General features: G+C 46.4%; 17 protein-coding genes. 6 read left to right on the top strand and 11 right to left on the bottom strand.

Going from position 1 to position 18,867, the window contains the following annotated elements; all coding sequences use genetic code 11:
- Positions 1–51: 51 nt before the first annotated feature.
- Positions 52–810: a DeoR/GlpR family DNA-binding transcription regulator gene (locus tag AC07KQ_RS01305; protein WP_003563026.1), complete on the bottom strand. Its 759-nt coding sequence runs from the start codon at positions 808–810 to the stop codon at positions 52–54.
- Positions 811–1,254: 444 nt separating this feature from the next.
- Here AC07KQ_RS01305 and AC07KQ_RS01300 point away from each other — a divergent pair, with 444 nt between their 5' ends.
- Both AC07KQ_RS01300 and brnQ read left to right on the top strand, forming a co-directional pair.
- Entirely contained in the window at positions 1,255–1,941 is a 687-nt protein-coding gene (locus tag AC07KQ_RS01300) for a hydrolase (RefSeq protein WP_003563024.1), read from the top strand.
- Between the two features lie 741 nt (positions 1,942–2,682).
- A complete protein-coding gene (brnQ, locus tag AC07KQ_RS01295; protein WP_003563021.1) occupies positions 2,683–4,062 on the top strand; it encodes a branched-chain amino acid transport system II carrier protein in 1,380 nt (459 codons plus the stop codon).
- 150 nt (positions 4,063–4,212) lie between these two features.
- On the opposite strand, the gene AC07KQ_RS01290 is transcribed toward brnQ, so the two are convergent.
- Positions 4,213–5,307, bottom strand: a complete 1,095-nt coding sequence (locus tag AC07KQ_RS01290; protein WP_003563019.1) for an LCP family protein — start codon at positions 5,305–5,307, stop codon at positions 4,213–4,215.
- Positions 5,308–5,435: 128 nt separating this feature from the next.
- Here AC07KQ_RS01290 and pepF point away from each other — a divergent pair, with 128 nt between their 5' ends.
- Genes pepF through AC07KQ_RS01275 form a run of 3 tightly spaced genes read left to right on the top strand, consistent with a single transcriptional unit; the run spans position 5,436 to position 8,961 of the window.
- Positions 5,436–7,235, top strand: a complete 1,800-nt coding sequence (gene pepF / locus AC07KQ_RS01285) for an oligoendopeptidase F (protein WP_480156576.1) — start codon at positions 5,436–5,438, stop codon at positions 7,233–7,235.
- Positions 7,232–8,113 carry an NAD(P)-dependent oxidoreductase gene (locus AC07KQ_RS01280; RefSeq protein ID WP_274991062.1) on the top strand — a complete coding sequence of 294 codons (882 nt, stop codon included), beginning with the start codon at positions 7,232–7,234 and terminating at the stop codon, positions 8,111–8,113. Before pepF ends, AC07KQ_RS01280 begins: the two co-directional genes overlap by 4 nt.
- Positions 8,110–8,961, top strand: coding sequence for a metallophosphoesterase family protein (locus AC07KQ_RS01275; RefSeq protein WP_003563013.1), 852 nt, complete (start codon positions 8,110–8,112; stop codon positions 8,959–8,961). Before AC07KQ_RS01280 ends, AC07KQ_RS01275 begins: the two co-directional genes overlap by 4 nt.
- 67 nt (positions 8,962–9,028) lie before the next feature.
- Here the strand turns inward: AC07KQ_RS01275 and AC07KQ_RS01270 are convergent, their stop codons facing one another.
- The 6 genes from AC07KQ_RS01270 to gnd form a co-directional block, all read right to left on the bottom strand.
- Complete coding sequence (locus AC07KQ_RS01270; protein ID WP_003563011.1) at positions 9,029–9,826, bottom strand: metal ABC transporter permease; 798 nt, start codon at positions 9,824–9,826, stop codon at positions 9,029–9,031.
- On the bottom strand, positions 9,823–10,542 hold the full coding sequence (locus AC07KQ_RS01265; RefSeq protein ID WP_274991064.1) for a metal ABC transporter ATP-binding protein: 720 nt from the start codon (positions 10,540–10,542) through the stop codon (positions 9,823–9,825). Before AC07KQ_RS01265 ends, AC07KQ_RS01270 begins: the two co-directional genes overlap by 4 nt.
- Positions 10,543–10,615: 73 nt before the next feature.
- On the bottom strand, positions 10,616–10,960 hold the full coding sequence (locus AC07KQ_RS01260) for a hypothetical protein (RefSeq protein ID WP_003563007.1): 345 nt from the start codon (positions 10,958–10,960) through the stop codon (positions 10,616–10,618).
- A 246-nt stretch (positions 10,961–11,206) separates the two neighbouring features.
- Complete coding sequence (locus tag AC07KQ_RS01255; protein ID WP_003568836.1) at positions 11,207–12,559, bottom strand: gluconate:H+ symporter; 1,353 nt, start codon at positions 12,557–12,559, stop codon at positions 11,207–11,209.
- 184 nt (positions 12,560–12,743) lie between these two features.
- Positions 12,744–14,312, bottom strand: a complete 1,569-nt coding sequence (gene gntK, locus AC07KQ_RS01250) for a gluconokinase (RefSeq protein WP_003563002.1) — start codon at positions 14,310–14,312, stop codon at positions 12,744–12,746.
- A gap of 69 nt (positions 14,313–14,381) precedes the next feature.
- Entirely contained in the window at positions 14,382–15,287 is a 906-nt protein-coding gene (gene gnd / locus AC07KQ_RS01245; protein WP_003562999.1) for a phosphogluconate dehydrogenase (NAD(+)-dependent, decarboxylating), read from the bottom strand.
- A gap of 302 nt (positions 15,288–15,589) precedes the next feature.
- Here gnd and AC07KQ_RS01240 point away from each other — a divergent pair, with 302 nt between their 5' ends.
- On the top strand, positions 15,590–16,432 hold the full coding sequence (locus AC07KQ_RS01240; protein WP_003562997.1) for a MurR/RpiR family transcriptional regulator: 843 nt from the start codon (positions 15,590–15,592) through the stop codon (positions 16,430–16,432).
- A 216-nt stretch (positions 16,433–16,648) separates the two neighbouring features.
- On the opposite strand, the gene AC07KQ_RS01235 is transcribed toward AC07KQ_RS01240, so the two are convergent.
- Genes AC07KQ_RS01235 through iolE form a run of 3 tightly spaced genes read right to left on the bottom strand, consistent with a single transcriptional unit; the run spans position 16,649 to position 18,867 of the window.
- Complete coding sequence (locus AC07KQ_RS01235; RefSeq protein ID WP_003562995.1) at positions 16,649–17,038, bottom strand: tautomerase family protein; 390 nt, start codon at positions 17,036–17,038, stop codon at positions 16,649–16,651.
- Positions 17,039–17,075: 37 nt separating this feature from the next.
- The gene (locus AC07KQ_RS01230; RefSeq protein ID WP_003659199.1) at positions 17,076–17,948 is read right to left on the bottom strand and encodes a class II fructose-bisphosphate aldolase; all 873 of its coding nucleotides are present in this window, start codon (positions 17,946–17,948) and stop codon (positions 17,076–17,078) included.
- Between the two features lie 22 nt (positions 17,949–17,970).
- Entirely contained in the window at positions 17,971–18,867 is an 897-nt protein-coding gene (gene iolE / locus AC07KQ_RS01225) for a myo-inosose-2 dehydratase (RefSeq protein WP_003562991.1), read from the bottom strand.

Below are 18,867 nucleotides of genomic sequence, written 5' to 3'. Positions count from 1 at the left end.
TCATTTATTAGCTGTTGAATAGGTATCAATCCCTTTTTAGTCAAGCAGTTGTTAGTCGCCGAGCAGAAACTGTGTCTGTGGGGCAAACCATTGCTTGTGCGTCTGCGATAATTTTTTATCCGTAATAAGTGTGGTAATCTGGCCGAGTTCCAGCCCGCGATAAGGCGCTTCAATCTGAAACTTTTCGGTTTCAGAAACCACGACCACCCGGCGTGCTGATAACGCCGCCGCCTGCTTCACCTGAGCATCTTCCATATAGGAAAAGTAAACCCCATCTTCGGCAATAGCCGTTGCACCGATAAATGCCGCATCAAAGGCGATTCGGCGAAGTGTTTCAAGCATCGTTGGTTCAAAGAAGAACCGGGCGTGATGATCCAGTTTGCCACCAAAAAGATGTAAATTAACACGTTCTTCAACTGAAAGTGCGATCGCATTGTCTAAACTGTGCGTGTAAACTGTCACCGGTTGTCGAATGGACTGCGACAATTTTAATAAAGTTGTCGAATCATCAATGAAATAAACGCCGCCAGGTTTGATTAACGTCAATGCTGACTTAGCCATCTTTGTTTTCTGAGTTGAAAATCGTTTCAGCCGCGCAGAGTAGCTGGGAATCGTGTGACCAAAGCTAAGAGACACCAACCCGCCACGAGTTCGTCTCGCAACGCCTTGCGCATCAAGCGCAACAATATCTCGGCGTGCGGTATCTCGTGAAACACCAACCGCCTTCATAATATCCTCGATACTCAACTCGCTGCGTGCTGCCAACAGTTTTTTTATCTCTTCAAAACGTTTTTCCCGATACATTGCCACGAATTCGGCCTCCTTGACAGTTCAGCTTCATTATACCTGATTCTCAAAAGCACCGTTTAGGCCAGTCATTGAATTGTATCATGAACGATCAGAGTTAAAGTTTAGGCTCCCATAAATTTCCAAAAAATTCACAAATTGTGGTAGAAAATTGGCCAATATCACAGTAACTTCAAGGTCTCAACCCACTTTTTTGAGAAAAGTTCACTGATTGTTACGAAAAATTTTAACATTCCGTTTGTTACACGAACGTAACAATATTACTGAATTGAGTATATTTGTAATGATGTTGGTATTTTACTGACATACCACCCCTATATACTTCGTCTTGTGTTCTCGGGGGAACAAAACGACGACTATTCAAAATATTAGGAGTGAATATTTATCTTTACTAAGCAAATTAAATTATCTATCATCGCGTTACTCAGTGTCGCACCATTATTAGGGATGGCAAGTAACCATTCACAAAAGGTCGAAGCGATTGCCGATCACGCCGATGCAGATAACGATAGTAGTCACGTAAACGCAAAGTCAATTGTGTTAAGCAATGAGGCTAAAGTTGAACAGGCGAATGCACATTCACTGATCAATCCTAAAAAAGAAATCACCTTCACAGTCGGCACGAATGATATTGCCGAAGCAGCACATCAGATTGCTGATCAAAAAGCTGCCGCTGCTAAAGCTGCCGAAGAACAAGCAGCTGCTGAACAGGCTGCAGCAGAACAAGCGGCTGCTGAACAGGCGGCTGCTGAAAAAGCACAACAGGAAGCACAACAAGCAGCTCAAAATGCTGCGGCAGCATCTGCTGCTTCAGCCGCTTCTGCTTCATCAAGCGCTGCTACAACAGCTTCGACAGAAACAACCACCAACAAAGGTACTTTCAAGTTAAGTTTCTATGATCCGTCCGTGCTTGGGTCTGGTTTGGGTTACGGCGGCGTTGCTGCTAACCTCTCCGTATTCCCGAAAGGTACCCGTCTGAAGATTACATTATCTGATGGCACAGTTTGGTATCGGACTGTTAATGATACTGGTAGTTTTGCAGCTGGCAACCCTAATCAATTGGATGTTGCAATGCCGAATTCACAGATTCCTTCAGCTGGAGTTTTGACTGCGACGGTTGAAGTCGTAGGTTAATAGATTGCTTTAACCCTTCGCATCAGTGCGGAGGGTTTTTGTTTGCGCAAATTTTGCTTAGAACCGTGTTGACTACTAAGGGACTACTTGATCTCGGAGGTTTCGAAACGCGCAAACAGGCGCAGAAACCTGCTCATAAGGACCCCAAGCCTAAATGCCAAAGCCCGGCCATTTAGGCTTGGGGCCGCTTATGCTCTACTTTCGAAACGCGCAAACAGGCGCAGAAACCTGCTCATAAGGACCCCCAAGTCTAAATGGCCAAGGCCCGGCCATTTAGGCTTGAGGCCGCTTATGCTCCGGTTTCTAAACGCGCCTGTTTGCGCTCTGAACTTTTTAGTTGACATCTGTCGTTTTTTTCGTAAAATAAACAACAATTCAACAAACAACTAAAAACGATGAGTAGAAGAGTACCTGAGTTGTCGGTGTCAGCGAGTCTCGGTTGGTGGGAAGAGACCTCTGGTAGCTTTGGGAAAGTAGTCTACGAGTTGCCGAGGTGACTTTGGAAGCTTCGGTTGGGATTGCGCCCATTATAGCAATCGTGTATCGCCAGGCAACTGGCCGTACACGGTAAGGCCGCTTACGGTGACGTAGCGGTAAATTAAGGTGGTACAGCGTGATTCGCGCCCTTAACAGTCTCGACTGTTAAGGGCTTTTCTTTTGGTTAATTAGCCAACTCCTTTGAAAACCTTCTTACAGTCAAGACGCTGTCGGCAATCGTTTTGATTAAATGGAGGGATATCAATGTCACCACAACCCACACTCACAAAGCGCCAGTATTTGACACTAGGGTCACTTTTGTTCGGTATGTTTTTTGGCGCTGGCAATCTGATTTTTCCGATCCACATGGGTCAACTGGCCGGTTCAGCTTGGCTACCAGCGGCAATTGGCTTTTTGCTATCTGCTGTGTTGTTGCCGCTGCTGTCAATCATGGCGATCAGTCTAACCCGTGCGAGTAGTATGTACGATCTTGCTCGACCGGCGGGACATAGCTTCGCATTGTTCTTTCTGCTGGCCACTCATGCGAGTCTAGGCCTGCTGATCGCGTCCCCGCGTACCGCTACTGTCACATACTCAATTGGCATTGCGCCGTTCTTAGGAAAAGATCAACAACAAATCGGCCTTTTGATTTTCTCGTTTATTTTCTTTTTAACAACCTTCTTGCTTGCTCGCAACGAAAGTAAAATTACGACTTATATTGGCAAGCTGCTGAATCCGCTGTTGTTGATTTTGCTAGCAGTAATCTTCTTTTGGGCACTGGTCATCAAAGGTGATATTCGTGCGATAAGTTTTACCAGCAGCCCTAAGCTCATGAGTAGCAACTTGATTAACGGCTTTTTGCAAGGGTACAACACAATGGACGCGCTGGCCGGGTTAGGCTTTGGCGTGACGATCATCACAGCCTTGAAACTCATGGGCTTGCACCAGGCATCCACTCGCGCCAAGGCTGTTGCGAAAGTAGGCTCCTTGGCAATGGGCTTGGAAGCTTTGATCTACATGCTCCTGATCTTGCTAGGAGCAATCAGTCTTGGCTTCTCTAAGCTCACAGCAAACGGTGGGACGGCGTTTAACCAGATCATGACACATTATACCGGTTTGATTGGCACGGCCTTGTTAGGCGCGATGACGCTGCTTGCCTGCTTAACCACCGCAATCGGTCTTGTGACATCCTTCTCGCAAGATCTCGGTCATCGTTTTCCAAAACTTGGTTATCACTTTTTCCTGCCAATGACGACAATTGGTGCTTTCCTGATTGCCAATTTCGGGTTGGATCAGATCATTGCTTATTCAACGCCAATTTTAATGCTGCTCTATCCGCTGGCAATTGCCTTAATCATGCTCGGCCTCATGCATCCTTGGATTGGGAAAAATACCCGAATCTATAAAACTACGGTTGCCTTCACGATGATCCCTGCGCTTTTAGATGCCATCCATGCCTTACCAGCTGGGCTAGCACAACTACCGATTTTCAGTAGCATTCAACAATTCGCTACAACCTATATTCCTTGGTTCGGCATCGGGATGGATTTTGTGCCATTTCTGCTCATCGGCTTTCTTACCGGGTTCATCGCCGCTAAACTTAGCGGTCACAAATTGGCACCGGATCTGCCTGATCCAGATTAAAAACGTCTTGATTTCTCATCAGGCAAAAAATATTCAGTATAGCGCTTCACCATGACGCGCCCCCAGTCGCAGAAGCCTGAGCGCTCCTACTCGCGCTCACAAAAAAACAGCAGCCTTGGCAATGAAGCCAGAGTGCTGCTGTTTTTTTGATCACGGTCCGGTTGTCGCACCATCGAGCGACACAGTGTAGACCGGATTGTTCGCTGTCCAATCAAATCCATTCGCATTGTTAATTTCATTTTGCTGAGTATTAAAATTACTTAGCGTCTTGCTTTCAAGCCCTAACTGCCCACGCAGCTCATTGGACATCTTTTGAAGCGTTTCGGTTGTCATCACCTGATAAGCAGCCTCATCAATATAAACGCCAATCCCTTTAAGCTGTTGACGATCAATGGTAGTTGCTGAAGCGCGATAATTTTGCGCAATTGCCATCATATCATCAAATGTTAGGTTGGTCCGCATGCTAGATGATAAGGAATCCATGACCTTTTGGTAATTTGTCAACGATTTGACCGATAAAAGGTGTTTAACGATTTGATTGATAACTTCCTGCTGACGTTTTTGTCGACCATAGTCGCCTTCAGGATCTTCGTCACGCATTCGGGCGTATGCCAATGCCATCCCGCCATCGAGATGCGCCTTTCCTTTTTTAAAGGTTTGGCCTCCGGTATTCCAGTCTGTCCAACTAAACGGAACATTGACATCCACACCGCCGACAGCATCAACGATTTTTGATAAGCCTGCCATATTGACCGTGACGTAATAATTAATCGGTACATCTAATAACTTCTCAACTGTTTTAATAGCTGCATCGGATTGGCCATACGCATACGCCGCATTAATCTTCTCGTATGTCGGCGAGTCGCTTCCAGTACCGACCATCTCTGCCAGCGTGTCACGAGGAATGCTGGTCATCGTTGTTTTCTTCTCTTTAGGATTGATTGTGACCAGCATCATGGTGTCAGATCGACCGGTATCTTTCCGACCAAAGGCTCCGGTATCGGTTCCTAATAGAAGAATACTGATCGGTTTTTTGCCATCGAGATCTGAGCTGACTGCCTTAGTACTAACTGGATCATACGTTTTTGCAACTGCTTTTTTGGCTTGAGAATAAAATCGAGCGGCATATCCACCGGCGAGAAAAAGGGCAACGAGAGCTATGATAGCCAATGCACGAAGAATCGGATGACGTCGTTTTGGTTTGCGTTTTAATGTTTGTTGATCTGAATCTGGTTGCTTGTCCATTCGAGCTTCACTCCACTTTTAGTTTCCAGAGTAGTTTAGCAGATAATTATGAAGAAAAAAGGGATTTATCTCAAATGCCGCCTCAATATGGTAACATTAAAGAAATATTAGAAATTGGAGCTGATTAGATGCAACATTTACCGGCACGCGCAGAAGTCCCTACCGAATTGACATGGGATCTCACGACTATTTATCCAGATGACAAGGCTTGGCAAGTTGACTTTGAAGCCATTCGTCAGCAAGCAAAGGAAGCGGCAGCACTTAAGGGTACATTGGGCAAGTCGCCTGAAGCACTCGTCGCAGGTATCAAAGCCGTTCTCGCGGTGTTCAGACGCTTTGAAAAGGTTTATGTCTATTCCAGCTTGAAAAGTGATCAAGACACTGGCAATGCCGCGTATCAAGCCATGAATGCCAAAGCAGAAAGTCTGGCGGCTGATCTTGCCAGCCAATTAGCCTTCATGGATCCGGAAATTCTGGCGATTCCAGCCGATCAGTTGACCGCTTGGCGCGATACCGAAAGCCTCAAACCCTATGGTCACTTTATTGATGCCATCACTGTGAATCGCCAACACGTCCTGACCACAGCGGCGGAGTCATTAATTGCTAGTGCTGGGGATGCGCTGAATGCCAGTCATGCAACCTTTAATGTGTTGAACAACTCCGACCTGCAATTTGGCTTTGTTGAAAATGAAGACGGTGAGACCGTGCAACTCAGCAATGGTTTGTATGGTCAACTCATTCGGTCAACAAATCGCAAGCTGCGGAAAGACGCGTTTGAGGCTTTGCTACGGGCATATGAAAGTCTTAAGAATACCTTTGCTCAAACATTGAGTGGCCAGATCAAAGCTCATAACTTCAATGCTTTAGCGCATCATTATCCCGATGCTCGCGCTGCTGCAATGGCAAGTAACCACATCCCCGAAAGTGTCTACACAACACTGCTTGATCAAGTCAACGCTCACTTGCCATTACTACATCGCTATATTGCCTTACGTAAAAAGATTCTGAATGTCGATCAACTGCATATGTATGATATCTACACACCGCTGACCGGACGTCCGCCATTGAGTTTCACCCTCGATCAGGCAAAAGACGAAGCCTTAAAGGCATTGGCTCCGCTGGGAAATGATTATTTAGATCATATGCGGGAAATCTTTAATAATCGTTACATTGATGTCGTCGAAAATAAGGGCAAACGGTCCGGCGCTTATTCCGGTGGTGCGTATGACACCAATCCGTTCATTTTACTGAACTGGCACGATGCCGTTGATGAATTGTACACTTTGGTTCACGAAACTGGTCACAGTGTGCACAGCTGGTATACTCGTCATCACCAGCCTTACGTTTATGGCGACTACCCAATCTTCGTCGCAGAAATTGCCTCAACAACCAATGAAAATTTATTGACGGACTACTTCCTAAAAAACACCAATGATCCTAAAGTTCGGGCGTACATTTTGAATTACTATCTAGACGGCTTCAAAGGAACGGTCTTCCGTCAGGCTCAATTTGCCGACTTTGAACATTGGATTCATCAACAAGACCAGCATGGTGAACCATTGACGGCTACCAGCATGTCCTCCTATTATGCGGATCTCAATGCCCGTTATTACGGACCAGATGTTGCACGTGATCCTGAAATCGCCTTTGAATGGGCTCGTATTCCACATTTCTATTACAATTATTATGTTTACCAGTACGCAACTGGTTTTGCCGCTGCCTCGACTTTGGCCGCTGGCATCAGCGGTGGCGAACCAGAGGCGGTTTCCCGCTATATCGGCTACTTGAAATCTGGCAGTTCCAAGTATGCGATTGATACAATGAAAGCGGCCGGCGTTGATATGACCAAGCCAGATTATTTAGAAGCCGCCTTCTCACTATTTGAACAACGACTCGCTGAATTAGAAAAAATTTTGCAGAAAGGATGAGCAGTGTGAAACTTGGGTTTATTGGCACCGGTGTGATGGGCACCGGTATTATCAAGAACTTTTTAAAGAATGGCCAAGAAGTGGTCGTCTTTAACCGAACGCAGGCCCATGCCCAGCCAGTCATTGAGGCTGGAGCTACTTGGGCCGAATCGCCGCACGCTGTTGCTGCGCAGTGCGACATTGTTCTCTCAATGGTCGGATTTCCGCAAGACGTCGAAACCATTTATTTTGGTAGCGATGGCATTTTAGCTGGGGCAAGAAAAGGGGCACTGCTCATTGACATGACAACCAGTACCCCCACTCTGGCGAAGAAAATTGCTGCTAAGGCTGCCGAGAAAGGCCTGCAAGCCGTTGATGCGCCGGTTTCTGGTGGTGATATCGGCGCCAAAAATGGCACGCTAACCATCATGGTCGGTGGTGACAAGACTTTGTTATCGCGATTGCAGCAACTTTTCGCGCCCATCGCCGCCTCAGTCAATTATTTTGGCCCGGCCGGCTCAGGGCAACATGCCAAAATGGCCAATCAAATCATGATCGCTGGCACTATGACCGGTCTTACCGAAATGCTTGTCTATGCTAAGGCTGCTGGCCTGGATCTTGACGAAACGCTTAAAGTGGTTGGCGGTGGTGCGGGTGCCAACTGGAGTCTCAGCAACTACGGACCACGTATCCTGCAAGGCGACTATACGCCGGGATTCTTTGCAAAACATTTTCTAAAAGATCTGCGCATTGCTTTGGATGAAGCCGATAACATGCACTTACAACTGCCAGCCACGCAATTGGCCAAACAGCTGTATGAACAAATGGTTAATACTGGTAAGGGCAACCTCGGAACGCAAGGGTTGATTACGATGAACGACAGGTGGGATCAAGTATGACGACAATCGCCATTTTATCGGATATTCACGGCAATATGACGGCCTTTTCAGCGGTCATTCAGGATGCGAAGGCGCATCAGGCGGATGAATACTGGTTTCTAGGCGATCTGTTTTTACCCGGTCCAGGTTCTGATAAGTTATGGGCGACGCTGCACGGACTCAAACCCACACATATCGTTAAAGGCAACTGGGATGACGATTTATTCTGGGTACTGGATGGACCAGTTGATCTGTCACAGCCAACAGATGTTTACTTTAGTCGACTGGTTGCCTATCTGTGGCCGCACCTCACGGCTGAAAATCTGGCAACAATTCGAAATTGGCCGCTGCATGAAGTTTTCGAGCAAGATGGTTTGATCGTCAGTCTAGCACATAACCTTCCTGACAAAAATCAAGGACATGCCTTATATCCTGATCAACCACAACTCAACTTTGACCAAATTGCCCCCGATTCGCAAATTGATCTAGCTGTTTATGGGCATACCCACCAACAGCTACTGCGCTACACCAGTAACGGTCAAGTCATCCTCAATCCAGGTTCTATTGGCCAAGCCTATTCACCCCGGCCACACCTGCAAACAACCACTTACGCCGACTATGCATTGCTGCAACTCAATGATGGTGCCATCACCGATCTTGATCTGCGGCAGGTGCCTTACGACGTGTCCGCAGAGTTATCACTAGCCAAGCAACAGCAGTTACCTTATCCTGAGGTTTACACGAAGTTACGCCACACTGGCGCCACCAGCACTCACAATGCTGCTTACCTCAAACAATTCGAACAGCGCCACGATTACCAACAGGAAGTTGCTGAATTTCTGCACAAATATCGCCATCAACACTACTAAGTCAAAAAGGACTCACAACACAACCGCTACTCAATACGGTTTGTGTTGCGAGTCCTTTTTCAATTGCTTAGTTTGTTCGGTGATGGTACCACAATGCCAAGAAATAAAAAAGAAATTCAATGGCAGCGATGAAAAACGTCACCGGCCAGTTCGTCAAAAAGCCTAAATACAAGCCGCTCCAAACCCCGATTAAAGCGGTAATGACGGAAATCACAATCATCTGCGGTAAAGTTCGACCCAAATACTTAGCGACATTAGGCGGTAAGGTCAGTAAGATAAAGACTAACAAACTTCCGACAATTTGTGCTCCAATCGAAACCGAAACAGCAAGGATAAGCAGAAAGTAAATGGAAATATATTTACTTTTCAATCCCTGTGCCGCTGAACCAACTGGATCGAACGAATCAAACGCGAGTCGCCGATAGCCAAAATACAACGTCACCAGCACGCCAGCCGCCAATGCTACCAGTTGCCAAACATCGGCGCGGGAGATCCCGATAATGCTCCCAAACAAAATGGTAGTTGCATAACTGGCATTGGCGCTGGAAAGTGACAAAAACAAAATCCCCAGGCCAATAAACAAACTAGAAACCGCGCTAATTGAGGCTTCTCGCCGCGATGCTTGAACGGACATACGGCCAACACTGATACTACTGATCGCTGTGAACAACAACATCCCGTCTAACGGTCTGATGCCAGCAAACACCGCAAACGCAGCGCCCGCAAACCCAACTTCAGAAAGTGTGTGGGCTAAGAACGACATGTTCCGCGCAACGACGAACACACCGACAATGCCTGTGGTAATGGCAATAAACGTACTTGCCATGAATGCATTTTGCATGAATGCATAAGCAAATAAATTCATGCGATCACCCCACGATTCTCGGCATCATTGCGTAATTCTTCTGGCATTGCTTTCAAATCCATTTGCGCTGTTGGCTTCATCTCATAACTTGACCCGGTCAGTAGTAAGTATTGTTGGGTGTACTTTTTGGCTAAGCTCAGATCATGCGTCACAAATAGCACCGTTAATTGCCGCGTTTGATTCAACTCCTGCACCAGATCCATCAACTCCTGCTTCGTGCTGACATCTAAGCTGGCCGTTGATTCATCCAGAATCAGAAAGTTAGGATCATCTAAAAGAGCTTGTGCCAGATAAGCCTTTTGTTTTTCGCCGCCACTCGCCATTCCAAGCCGCGTGTCAGCAATTTTACCAAGGTGAGTCGCTTTAATCACGGCATCCAAGGCAGCCTTCTCCTTACCCGTATGCCAGAAAAAGAGATGATCCAACTGCCGGAGTTGAATGAAACTGCGGATCGACAACGGAAATTCCGTATCAACATTCCGGAACTGGGGCACATAACCCAATCGAACCGGTGGCTGTTGCCGAAAGCGAATCGTTCCGGCTTGCGGTTTTAGTTGCGCCATTAGTAACCGAATTAAGGTTGTTTTGCCGACCCCGTTTGGACCGACAAGACTTGTCATTGAGCCCACATTCAACTGAAAACTCAGATCCTGATAAAGCTGTTGATCCCGAAAACCAAAACTGAGATGATTTACGGTCAAAATCGGTTCGCTCATAGCTGCCTCCCAATAGTAAACGGTAACGATTACGGTTTACTATTGTATCGAACTTTTCATGAAAAGGCCAGTTTTATTTGGATTCTTCTGCCTTAAACGGATTAGCCGTACTGAAATCCAGCCGAATTGTTTTCGGCTTATCTTTGACCACAAGGATATACCCATGACCCAAAAATGGCTTTTCGCCAGCATAGGTAAGCGGAAACTCTTGTGCTGGTGCAAGATTGCCTTGAATGATCATGGCATACATTTCATCATCGGTATAATCATCCGAAAATGCAATGGCGACTGGTGCTGTCACAATTTGCTTAGCCTTATTCATCACAGCGATCACATCAAAAATCTGATTGGTGACTTCTTTAGGGAAAACCTTGGCCACGTCTTCGGCAACGCGGCGTTTTTTTGTTGGTTCGTACATGTGTAAACGATCTCCATTTCTGTATTAGCGAATGGCGTAAGTTTATCATATTGTGGTCAGTCGGGCGAATCGAGATCATTTTAATCTTCGTGAATGCTGGCCGGTTTGACAGGAAAACGGTGACCGCGGTCTACTAAGTTGGGTCGGATAGTGCCAAACCATCAGTATCTCTAAGAACTTATCCATCCTCATTTCATCTTGAAACAGATAAAAAAACCGGCAATGCCGGTTTTTTAATTTCTTCACTTAAACCACCAAACTCAACAACAGCACCCCACCAAGTCCAACAACTGAAATAATGGTTTCTAACAACGTCCACGTCAACAAAGTCTGTTTAATGGTCAAATCAAAGTACTCACGAAACATCCAGAAACCAGCGTCATTAACGTGACTGGCAGCTAATGAACCCGCACCAATTGCCAGTACCATCAAAGCTGGCTGGATGCCAGCACTTTGCATGAGTGGCAGAACCAGTCCAGAGGCCGTCATGGCCGCAACAGTCGCGGATCCCAGTGCAATTCGTAAGACAACCGCAATCAGCCAACCCAAGATAAGTGGTGAAATGCCTGAGCCAACGAACAAATTTTTTACTGAGTCGCCGACGCCACCATCAATCAGGACTTGTTTGAAGGCACCGCCGCCACCAATGACGAGTAGTAACATCGCAATTGATTTCACAGCGTCCTCGAGGGTTGTCATAATGGCTTTGGCTGGCAGCTTGCGCGCATAGCCCATTGCCCACATAGCGAACAACAATGAAATCAGCATGGCGATACTTGGTGAACCAATGAATGCGATAACGTTATCAAGACCATTTGGTGTCTTTGGAAGTTTGCCACCATGAAATACCAATTCATAAACCGTGGCAATCGCCATCAAAATCACTGGGAAAAGTGATGTGAGAACGGAGATGCCAAAACTTGGTGTTTCCTCCAATTTAAAGGTTTTTTGCGGCCCCAATGCTTTCAAATTACCGCGCCTTTCAAAAGCATCTGGCACAAAGCGATGCGCAAGTTTGGAAAACAACGGTCCGGCAATATAAACAGTCGGAATGGCGATGATCACGCCATAAGCCAAAACCAGACCAGCAGAAGCGCCTAATGCAGTCGAGATCGCCGTTGGAGCTGGATGTGGCGGCAAGAACCCATGGGTCACCGACAAAGCCGCTGCCATCGGGATACCAAGTGTCAGAATTGGAACGCCTGCTTCAGCCGCAATGGCGAAAACAATTGGAACTAGCAAGACAATCCCAACTTCAAAGAACAAAGCAATACCGATAATGAAAGATGCCAAAACAACGGCAAGTTGCAATCCGCGGCGACCGAAGGCATTGATGAGGGTATGCGCAATGCGGTAAGCTCCACCAGCATCAGCAACCAATCGACCAAGCATGGCACCGAAGCCGAAGACCAAGGCCAGCTCACCTAGTTGCGCGCCAATCCCATTTTGAATACTGGTCGCAATCTTGGCTGGCGCCATTCCCAAACCAAGGGCAACGACGACAGCTGTGATGATCAAGGAAACATACGTGTTGAACTTAAACTTGATGATAAGCACCAGCAAGAGCAGGATACCTAAGACCAGGACGAGTATATCCATTTCTATTCCCCCTAAATTTTACAGATTAAGAAATCGCTTACAATTTTATTTATGAAAAACGTTCATTGACGTTTTTCTCGAGACATGTCGTTTGATCTGTGTACCCAGTTGCTTCATTCTCGCTATTTTCCCATCGAACCAGCATATTCCGTCTTAGCACGGACAACAGGCGCAGTGCTGGCGACTAATCCTCAGCAGCTATATGGGCATTCGGATCTGGATGCGCCCGCTGATAGTCGGCAATTGCTTGATACTCGCTGCCAAGTTTACGCGTCAATCGAATCCAGATTGGCAACAACTCACGATAAGCTTGAAAATTGTCAGCATTGGGTTCATGGGTATTGGTGACACCAATCATATCTTTAACCACGTTCAAATCGTCAATCAGTCCCAGTGACTTCATTCCCAAAACAACTGCTCCCAAGGCTGAACTTTCAAAGCTTTCCGGAATATTGACTTCCTGTTCAAAAACGTCAGCCAACATCTGGCGCCACAGTGCACTGCGCGCAAATCCGCCAGTAGCCTGGATGGCTTTTGGTTTGCCAGTGATACCTTCGATCATCAGCATCACCATATATAGGTTGTAAACGATTCCTTCAAGTGCTGCTCGCACCATATGCGCACGTGTATGCTGCCGGGTTAAGCCAAAGAAACTGCCACGTGCATTGGCATCCCAAATCGGTGCCCGTTCTCCGCCTAAATATGGATGGAAAAGTAAGCCATCAGCACCAGCGGGTATCTTGCTGGCAATTTCTGTCAGAATTTCATAGGAATCAACTTGCAGTTGCTCAGCCGTTAATTTCTCTGGTGCAAAAAGTTGATCACGAACCCAGCGGAAGACAATACCACCGTTGTTAACTGGACCGCCAACAACCCAGTGATTCGGTGACAGGTAGTAAGTGAACAGGCGCCCTTGCGGATCAACTACCGGCTTGTCAGTCACAACCCGTACTGCACCTGACGTACCAATGGTCACCGCCAAGACACCAGGATCAATCGCGCCAACGCCAAGGTTGCTCAATGTCCCATCACTGGCACCGAGAATGAAAGGCGTTTTAGCATCAATACCGGTCACCGCCGCATAGTTGGCATTTAATCCTGTCAACTGATAACTGGTGTCGACCAGTTCTGGCAATTGATCGCGCCGAACATTGGCAACATCAAGTGCACGGTCATCCCAATCCATGGTGTGAATATTAAAGAGCCCAGTTGCGTTAGCCAGCGAGTAATCCTGCACATATCGGCCAAAGAAGCGGAACAAAATAAAGTCTTTAATGCCAATAAAGTGGGAAGTCTGAGCGACCAATTCTGGATGTTCGGCACTCAACCAAAGCAATTTAACCAATGGGGACATCGGGTGCGTCGGCACACCTGTATTTTTAAACAGTGTCATCCCTAAATCGCTTTGCTTCAGCTTCGTTGCATAGGCTGCTGCTCGGTTATCAGCCCACGTGATGACGCGCGTCAGCGGCTTATCATTTTCGTCCATCAAAATCAGACTGTGCATCGCTGCGGAAAAGGAAACCCCACCAAGTTCATCGGGTTGGACATTACCGCGATGCATCACTTCAGTTAAACCGCCAACTGTCGCTGCAAAAATCTCTTCCGGATCTTCCTCAGCCATGTCGGGCGTATCTTGATATAACGGGTAGGGATTGTTAGCGGTTGCAATTGCGTGACCCTTGAGATCAAACAAAACGACCTTTGTGCTAGTAGTGCCCAGATCAACGCCAATCATATATTTGATTGCCATGCTTATCTCCTTTACTTAATCAATTTTGACTTAGTTATTAAAATGGCGATATCACGATGGTTTTGCAAGTTATTTTGACTTAATTGGATCAACCGCATGGCCGCCAAACTGATTACGCAAGGCAGCGACCACTTTACCCGTCATCGTATCTGCTTCTTCAGAGCGATAGCGCATCATCAACGAACTGGCAATCACCGGCGTTGCAACATGTAGACGTAAGGCTTCTTCAACGGTCCAAGCACCTTCACCCGAGCTGTGCATGATACCCTGAATCTTTTCAAGGTTCGCATCCTCGGTAAAGGCATTGGCGGCCAAATCCATCAGCCAGCTGCGAATCACCGAGCCATTGTTCCACATGTTGGCAACCGCCGCATTGTCGTAGTCATACGGACTGTGGGCTAACACATCGAAGCCTTCACCAATCGCCTGCATCATCCCATATTCAATACCGTTGTGAACCATTTTCAAATAGTGACCAGATCCAGCTGGGCCAGTATACAGATAGCCACCTTTTGCAGCGATCGCCTTGAACAGCGGCTCAATCTTGTTAAAGATCGCCTTGTCGCCACCAATCATGAAATTGCCATCGGCGCGTGCACCGGCCATGCCGCCTGAAGTGCCGACATCAAAGAAATGAATTCCCTCAGCAGCTAGCAGCTTTCCGTGTGCGATTGAATCCTGATAATAGGAGTTGCCGCCATCAATCACAATATCATCTGGCCGCAACAGTTTAGCTAGCTGACTAATCGTGGCTTCTGTCGGTTTGCCAGCAGGCACCATGCTCCAGATGATCCGCGGAGATGCCAAGCTCATAACCAAGGCATCCAGGCTTGCCACTGCCTTGGCCCCATATTGCCCTACCGCTTCTCGCGCTTTGTCGTTCAAATCAAATGCTGTCACTTCAATATCATGATCGCGCATATTTGCGACCAGATTCATACCCATTTTTCCTAAACCAACCATGCCAATATGCATGTTTGCTGCCTCCTCGTTATTTGACCCTGTGACCATCCGTTTTCAAAAAAACAAACCGCTTCTGTGATGGTTATCTTATATCCTGATGCCATTGTATGTAAATCGTTTACAAAAATCAAGTAATTTGACCGTAAATTATTTTCACACCGCTATCATTCATGCTATACTGAATTCGAAAAGTGGTGTTTCGCTTGGTGCAATTAACCATCAGCCTTAGACAATAAACGCACTCTGGCAATGCGACTTAAAATTCTGACATTCTCGTTTCTGCTCTGGTGAATGTATTTTTAGGAGGGATCAAGATGCATGACTTTCTGGTACAACTGCAAATTTATAAACCGAATCTAAGTGGCCAGGAGAAAAAGCTAGCTGCCTATCTTCAAGCCCACCCGGACCATGCCAGTCAGGCCAACATCTCGGAACTCAGCCAATTGACCGGCGTCAGTACAGCGACGATTTCCCGCTTTGCTAAAGCCTTAGGTTACACAAACTTTCAGGCCTTACGCATGGCGTTGGCGCAGACTTCACCAGAGGATGATCATGCGCTTTTTGCTGAGTTGAGTCCCAAAGATTCCGTTGATACGCTAGCGCAAAAAATTTTCACCTCCAACATTGATGCACTGAGAACAACCTTAGCAAACCTAGATACTGATGCTTTGACCAAGGCTGTTAAATGGATTACCCATGCCGAGCATCTCGGACTTTTTGGACTAGGTGCCAGTAATCTTGTTGCACTAGACGGTTACCATAAATTTTTGCGCACGGCGATTCCCGTGGCCTATGCGGCTGACTACCACATGCAGCTAATGGCCGCCACACATCTTAGCCCGCGCGATGCGATGATCCTGACATCGCATTCAGGAGAGGACAAAGATGCCATTGCATTAGCTGAACTAGCTAAGAAACAACAAGTGCCTTTAATCGTCATTACCGGTTCCCCAACTTCGCGCTTAGTCAAAATGGCAGATGCTGCCTTTGTTGCAGTTGCTGAAGAATCACGCTACCGCACTGAGGCGCTTCATGCACTGATTGCCGAAATCAGCATTATGGACACGCTCTTTATGATCAGTGCCATCAAAACCGATAGTCAGACAGCACCGCTTTTCCGCCAAGTAAGAGCAACAATTGATGCAACGCGGCACTAAGCGCTTGAGCTCACCGCCTTGCCCTTGCCCAATCTTTCAAAGTATATAAAAAAGCATCTGCCGCAACCTCATGGCAGATGCTTTTCTCATGGAAAAAACTAAAAACCTAATATCGCTGATTTTGCCTTAGAAATCCGTTGAACACTGATCGTAACCAATTCAGATTTATTGCGTAAGTGGTCAACGATATTGCGTTTGCTTCTAATTCAATTGTCGTTACAGACTACCTTCAAGGAACTGTGCCTTCCCTTGTCCGAAGCTCCAGCCTTGATCATCATTGAATGAAACGTTAATCATGAGGTCATTCTTGTCCACTAATCCGGCAGTTTCCAATTTATCTGCTAAATCTTGATAAAATTTCTTTAGCTGTCGAATGGTTCGGACTCGACTCACAATCGATATGACAATGACCCTATCTGTTCTTGGAATATCTAATCCTGTGTCCTCGACGACCATTTCATAAGGCTCATGTTGATGAACGATCTGATAACGATCTCGTGGTGGCACGTCAAAAGCTGCTACCATGACCTCGTGAGCAATTTGTAAAATGTCCTTAATCTCTTCAGGTGATCGGCCTTTGATCATATCAAAACGAATGAGTGGCATCTTAATCTCTCCCTCTTGGATAAATTTGTTGTTCACATCAACTCATAGAAGATAGGCGAGTACTTTTCCCTAACACATGAAATGCCTTCATCTTCGCTTCTACCAAATACGCGATTGCTTGCTTACCAGCAGTTAAAATTGGTTGCGGGTCATGATTGGAACGTTTGGCTTGCAGGGCTTTGGTCACAGCACTCGTCCAAACTGTATTAACTTCTGTATTGATATTGATTTTTGCAGTGCCTAACTGAATCGCCTGTTGGATCTGATCATCTAAAATGCCAGACGCACCATGAAGCACTAAAGGTAATTTAGTAGCCGCTGCAATCTCGGCCATGCGTTCAAAATTCAGATTTGGCCGACCGACGTAATCACCGTGAACGGATCCAAGTGCCGCGGCTAATGCGTCAATACCTGTTGAAGCCATCTCAACAGCGTCAGCAACGCTTGCATATCGAATCCCATTGACGAGTCCATTCTCATTACCACCTACGCTACCAACTTCGGCCTCGACAGAAACATGATGTGCATGGGCATATGCTACGACTTCTTTAGTTAAGGCCACATTTTCGCCAATGGGCAACTTTGAACCATCAAACATCACCGACGTGTAACCAGCATCAATCGCTTGATAAACATGGTCAACTGATAACCCATGGTCCAAATGCAAAGCAACTGGTACTGTCACACTGAGCGCTTGCATCATAAACCGTACGTAGCGAGCCATATAGTCAAAGCCGCCTAGAAAGTCAATGATACGATCGGAAGTGGCGACAATGATCGGTGTCTTAGTCGTTTGTGCAACTTTCAGATACGTCTCTAACCAATCAGCACCATTAATATTGAAATGACCAATTGCGTAACGATCTGCCAATGCCGGTGCCACTAATGACGTCGCAGAAACTAATGCCATTTTCCCCATGTCCTTTCTACACTTATGCTGACTGAGGAATATTCATCGTTGCATCCAGGTATTTCTTCGCCTTTAATGCATATTCAAAAGGATTGGCTTTGGCTGGATCTTGTTCAGCTTCAACAATAATCCATCCATCATAACCACTTTCTTGAATAGCTTCCCAAATCGGTTTGAAGTCAATCATGCCATCCCCTGGCACAGTGAACATCCCATTTTTAACTCCTGCTAAAAAACTCAAATGATCTTTATGCTCTTCGTCTGCCTGCTGTTGGCGAACGTCTTTGAAGTGAATATGCTTAATCCGATCTTGGTACCGGTTAAAGATGGTCAATGGATCCTCACCAGAAAGCACCAAATGCCCTGTATCGAATAGCAGCGATACTTTGTCCGGGTCGGTCATTGTCATTAATCGGTCGATTTCCGCAGTTGTTTGAACCCCCGTCCCCATGTGATGGTGATAAACGATTTGCATCCCGACTTCACGGGCCCGATCACCCAATCGTTCCAATCCTGTTGCTAAACGTTCCCATTCATCGTCGGTAAAGTGAGGTTTGTCGTCAAAAACCGATTTGTCTAATAAACCTTGAACACTATGCCCTTGTTCGGCGACAACAATCACTTTAGCGCCCATGGCATGGAGAAAATCTCGGTGTTTAATAAACGCGGCCTCTGTTTCTTCGTATGGTTTAGTGGTTAAAAAAGCACTGAACCATGCACTAGCAATTTTCAAATGTCTAAGATCCAAAAAGTGTTTCAAAGCCTTCGGGTCTTTAGGATATTTATTGCCGACTTCTGTCCCTTTATAGCCGGCCAACGTCATTTCATCAATGGCTTGTTCAAATGTAACCTCTTTGCCTAATTCAGGCATATCATCATTTGTCCAGCCGATTGGGGCAATACCCAATTCAATCGTCAC

Source organism: Lacticaseibacillus sp. YLM2-1, from assembly GCF_056583465.1.
This window is presented reverse-complemented; position numbering and strand designations above follow the sequence as displayed.

Coding starts and splice junctions, on each gene's coding strand:
- AC07KQ_RS01235 (WP_003562995.1), bottom strand. CDS start 17,038: ATGCCACTCATTCGTTTTGATATGATCAAAGGCCGATCACCTGAAGAG.
- AC07KQ_RS01280 (WP_274991062.1), top strand. CDS start 7,232: ATGAGCAGTGTGAAACTTGGGTTTATTGGCACCGGTGTGATGGGCACC.
- AC07KQ_RS01300 (WP_003563024.1), top strand. CDS start 1,255: ATGGCAAGTAACCATTCACAAAAGGTCGAAGCGATTGCCGATCACGCC.
- AC07KQ_RS01255 (WP_003568836.1), bottom strand. CDS start 12,559: ATGGATATACTCGTCCTGGTCTTAGGTATCCTGCTCTTGCTGGTGCTT.
- AC07KQ_RS01275 (WP_003563013.1), top strand. CDS start 8,110: ATGACGACAATCGCCATTTTATCGGATATTCACGGCAATATGACGGCC.
- brnQ (WP_003563021.1), top strand. CDS start 2,683: ATGTCACCACAACCCACACTCACAAAGCGCCAGTATTTGACACTAGGG.
- pepF (WP_480156576.1), top strand. CDS start 5,436: ATGCAACATTTACCGGCACGCGCAGAAGTCCCTACCGAATTGACATGG.
- AC07KQ_RS01240 (WP_003562997.1), top strand. CDS start 15,590: ATGCATGACTTTCTGGTACAACTGCAAATTTATAAACCGAATCTAAGT.
- AC07KQ_RS01230 (WP_003659199.1), bottom strand. CDS start 17,948: ATGGCATTAGTTTCTGCGACGTCATTAGTGGCACCGGCATTGGCAGAT.
- gnd (WP_003562999.1), bottom strand. CDS start 15,287: ATGCATATTGGCATGGTTGGTTTAGGAAAAATGGGTATGAATCTGGTC.
- AC07KQ_RS01270 (WP_003563011.1), bottom strand. CDS start 9,826: ATGAATTTATTTGCTTATGCATTCATGCAAAATGCATTCATGGCAAGT.
- AC07KQ_RS01290 (WP_003563019.1), bottom strand. CDS start 5,307: ATGGACAAGCAACCAGATTCAGATCAACAAACATTAAAACGCAAACCA.
- AC07KQ_RS01265 (WP_274991064.1), bottom strand. CDS start 10,542: ATGAGCGAACCGATTTTGACCGTAAATCATCTCAGTTTTGGTTTTCGG.
- gntK (WP_003563002.1), bottom strand. CDS start 14,312: ATGGCAATCAAATATATGATTGGCGTTGATCTGGGCACTACTAGCACA.
- AC07KQ_RS01260 (WP_003563007.1), bottom strand. CDS start 10,960: ATGTACGAACCAACAAAAAAACGCCGCGTTGCCGAAGACGTGGCCAAG.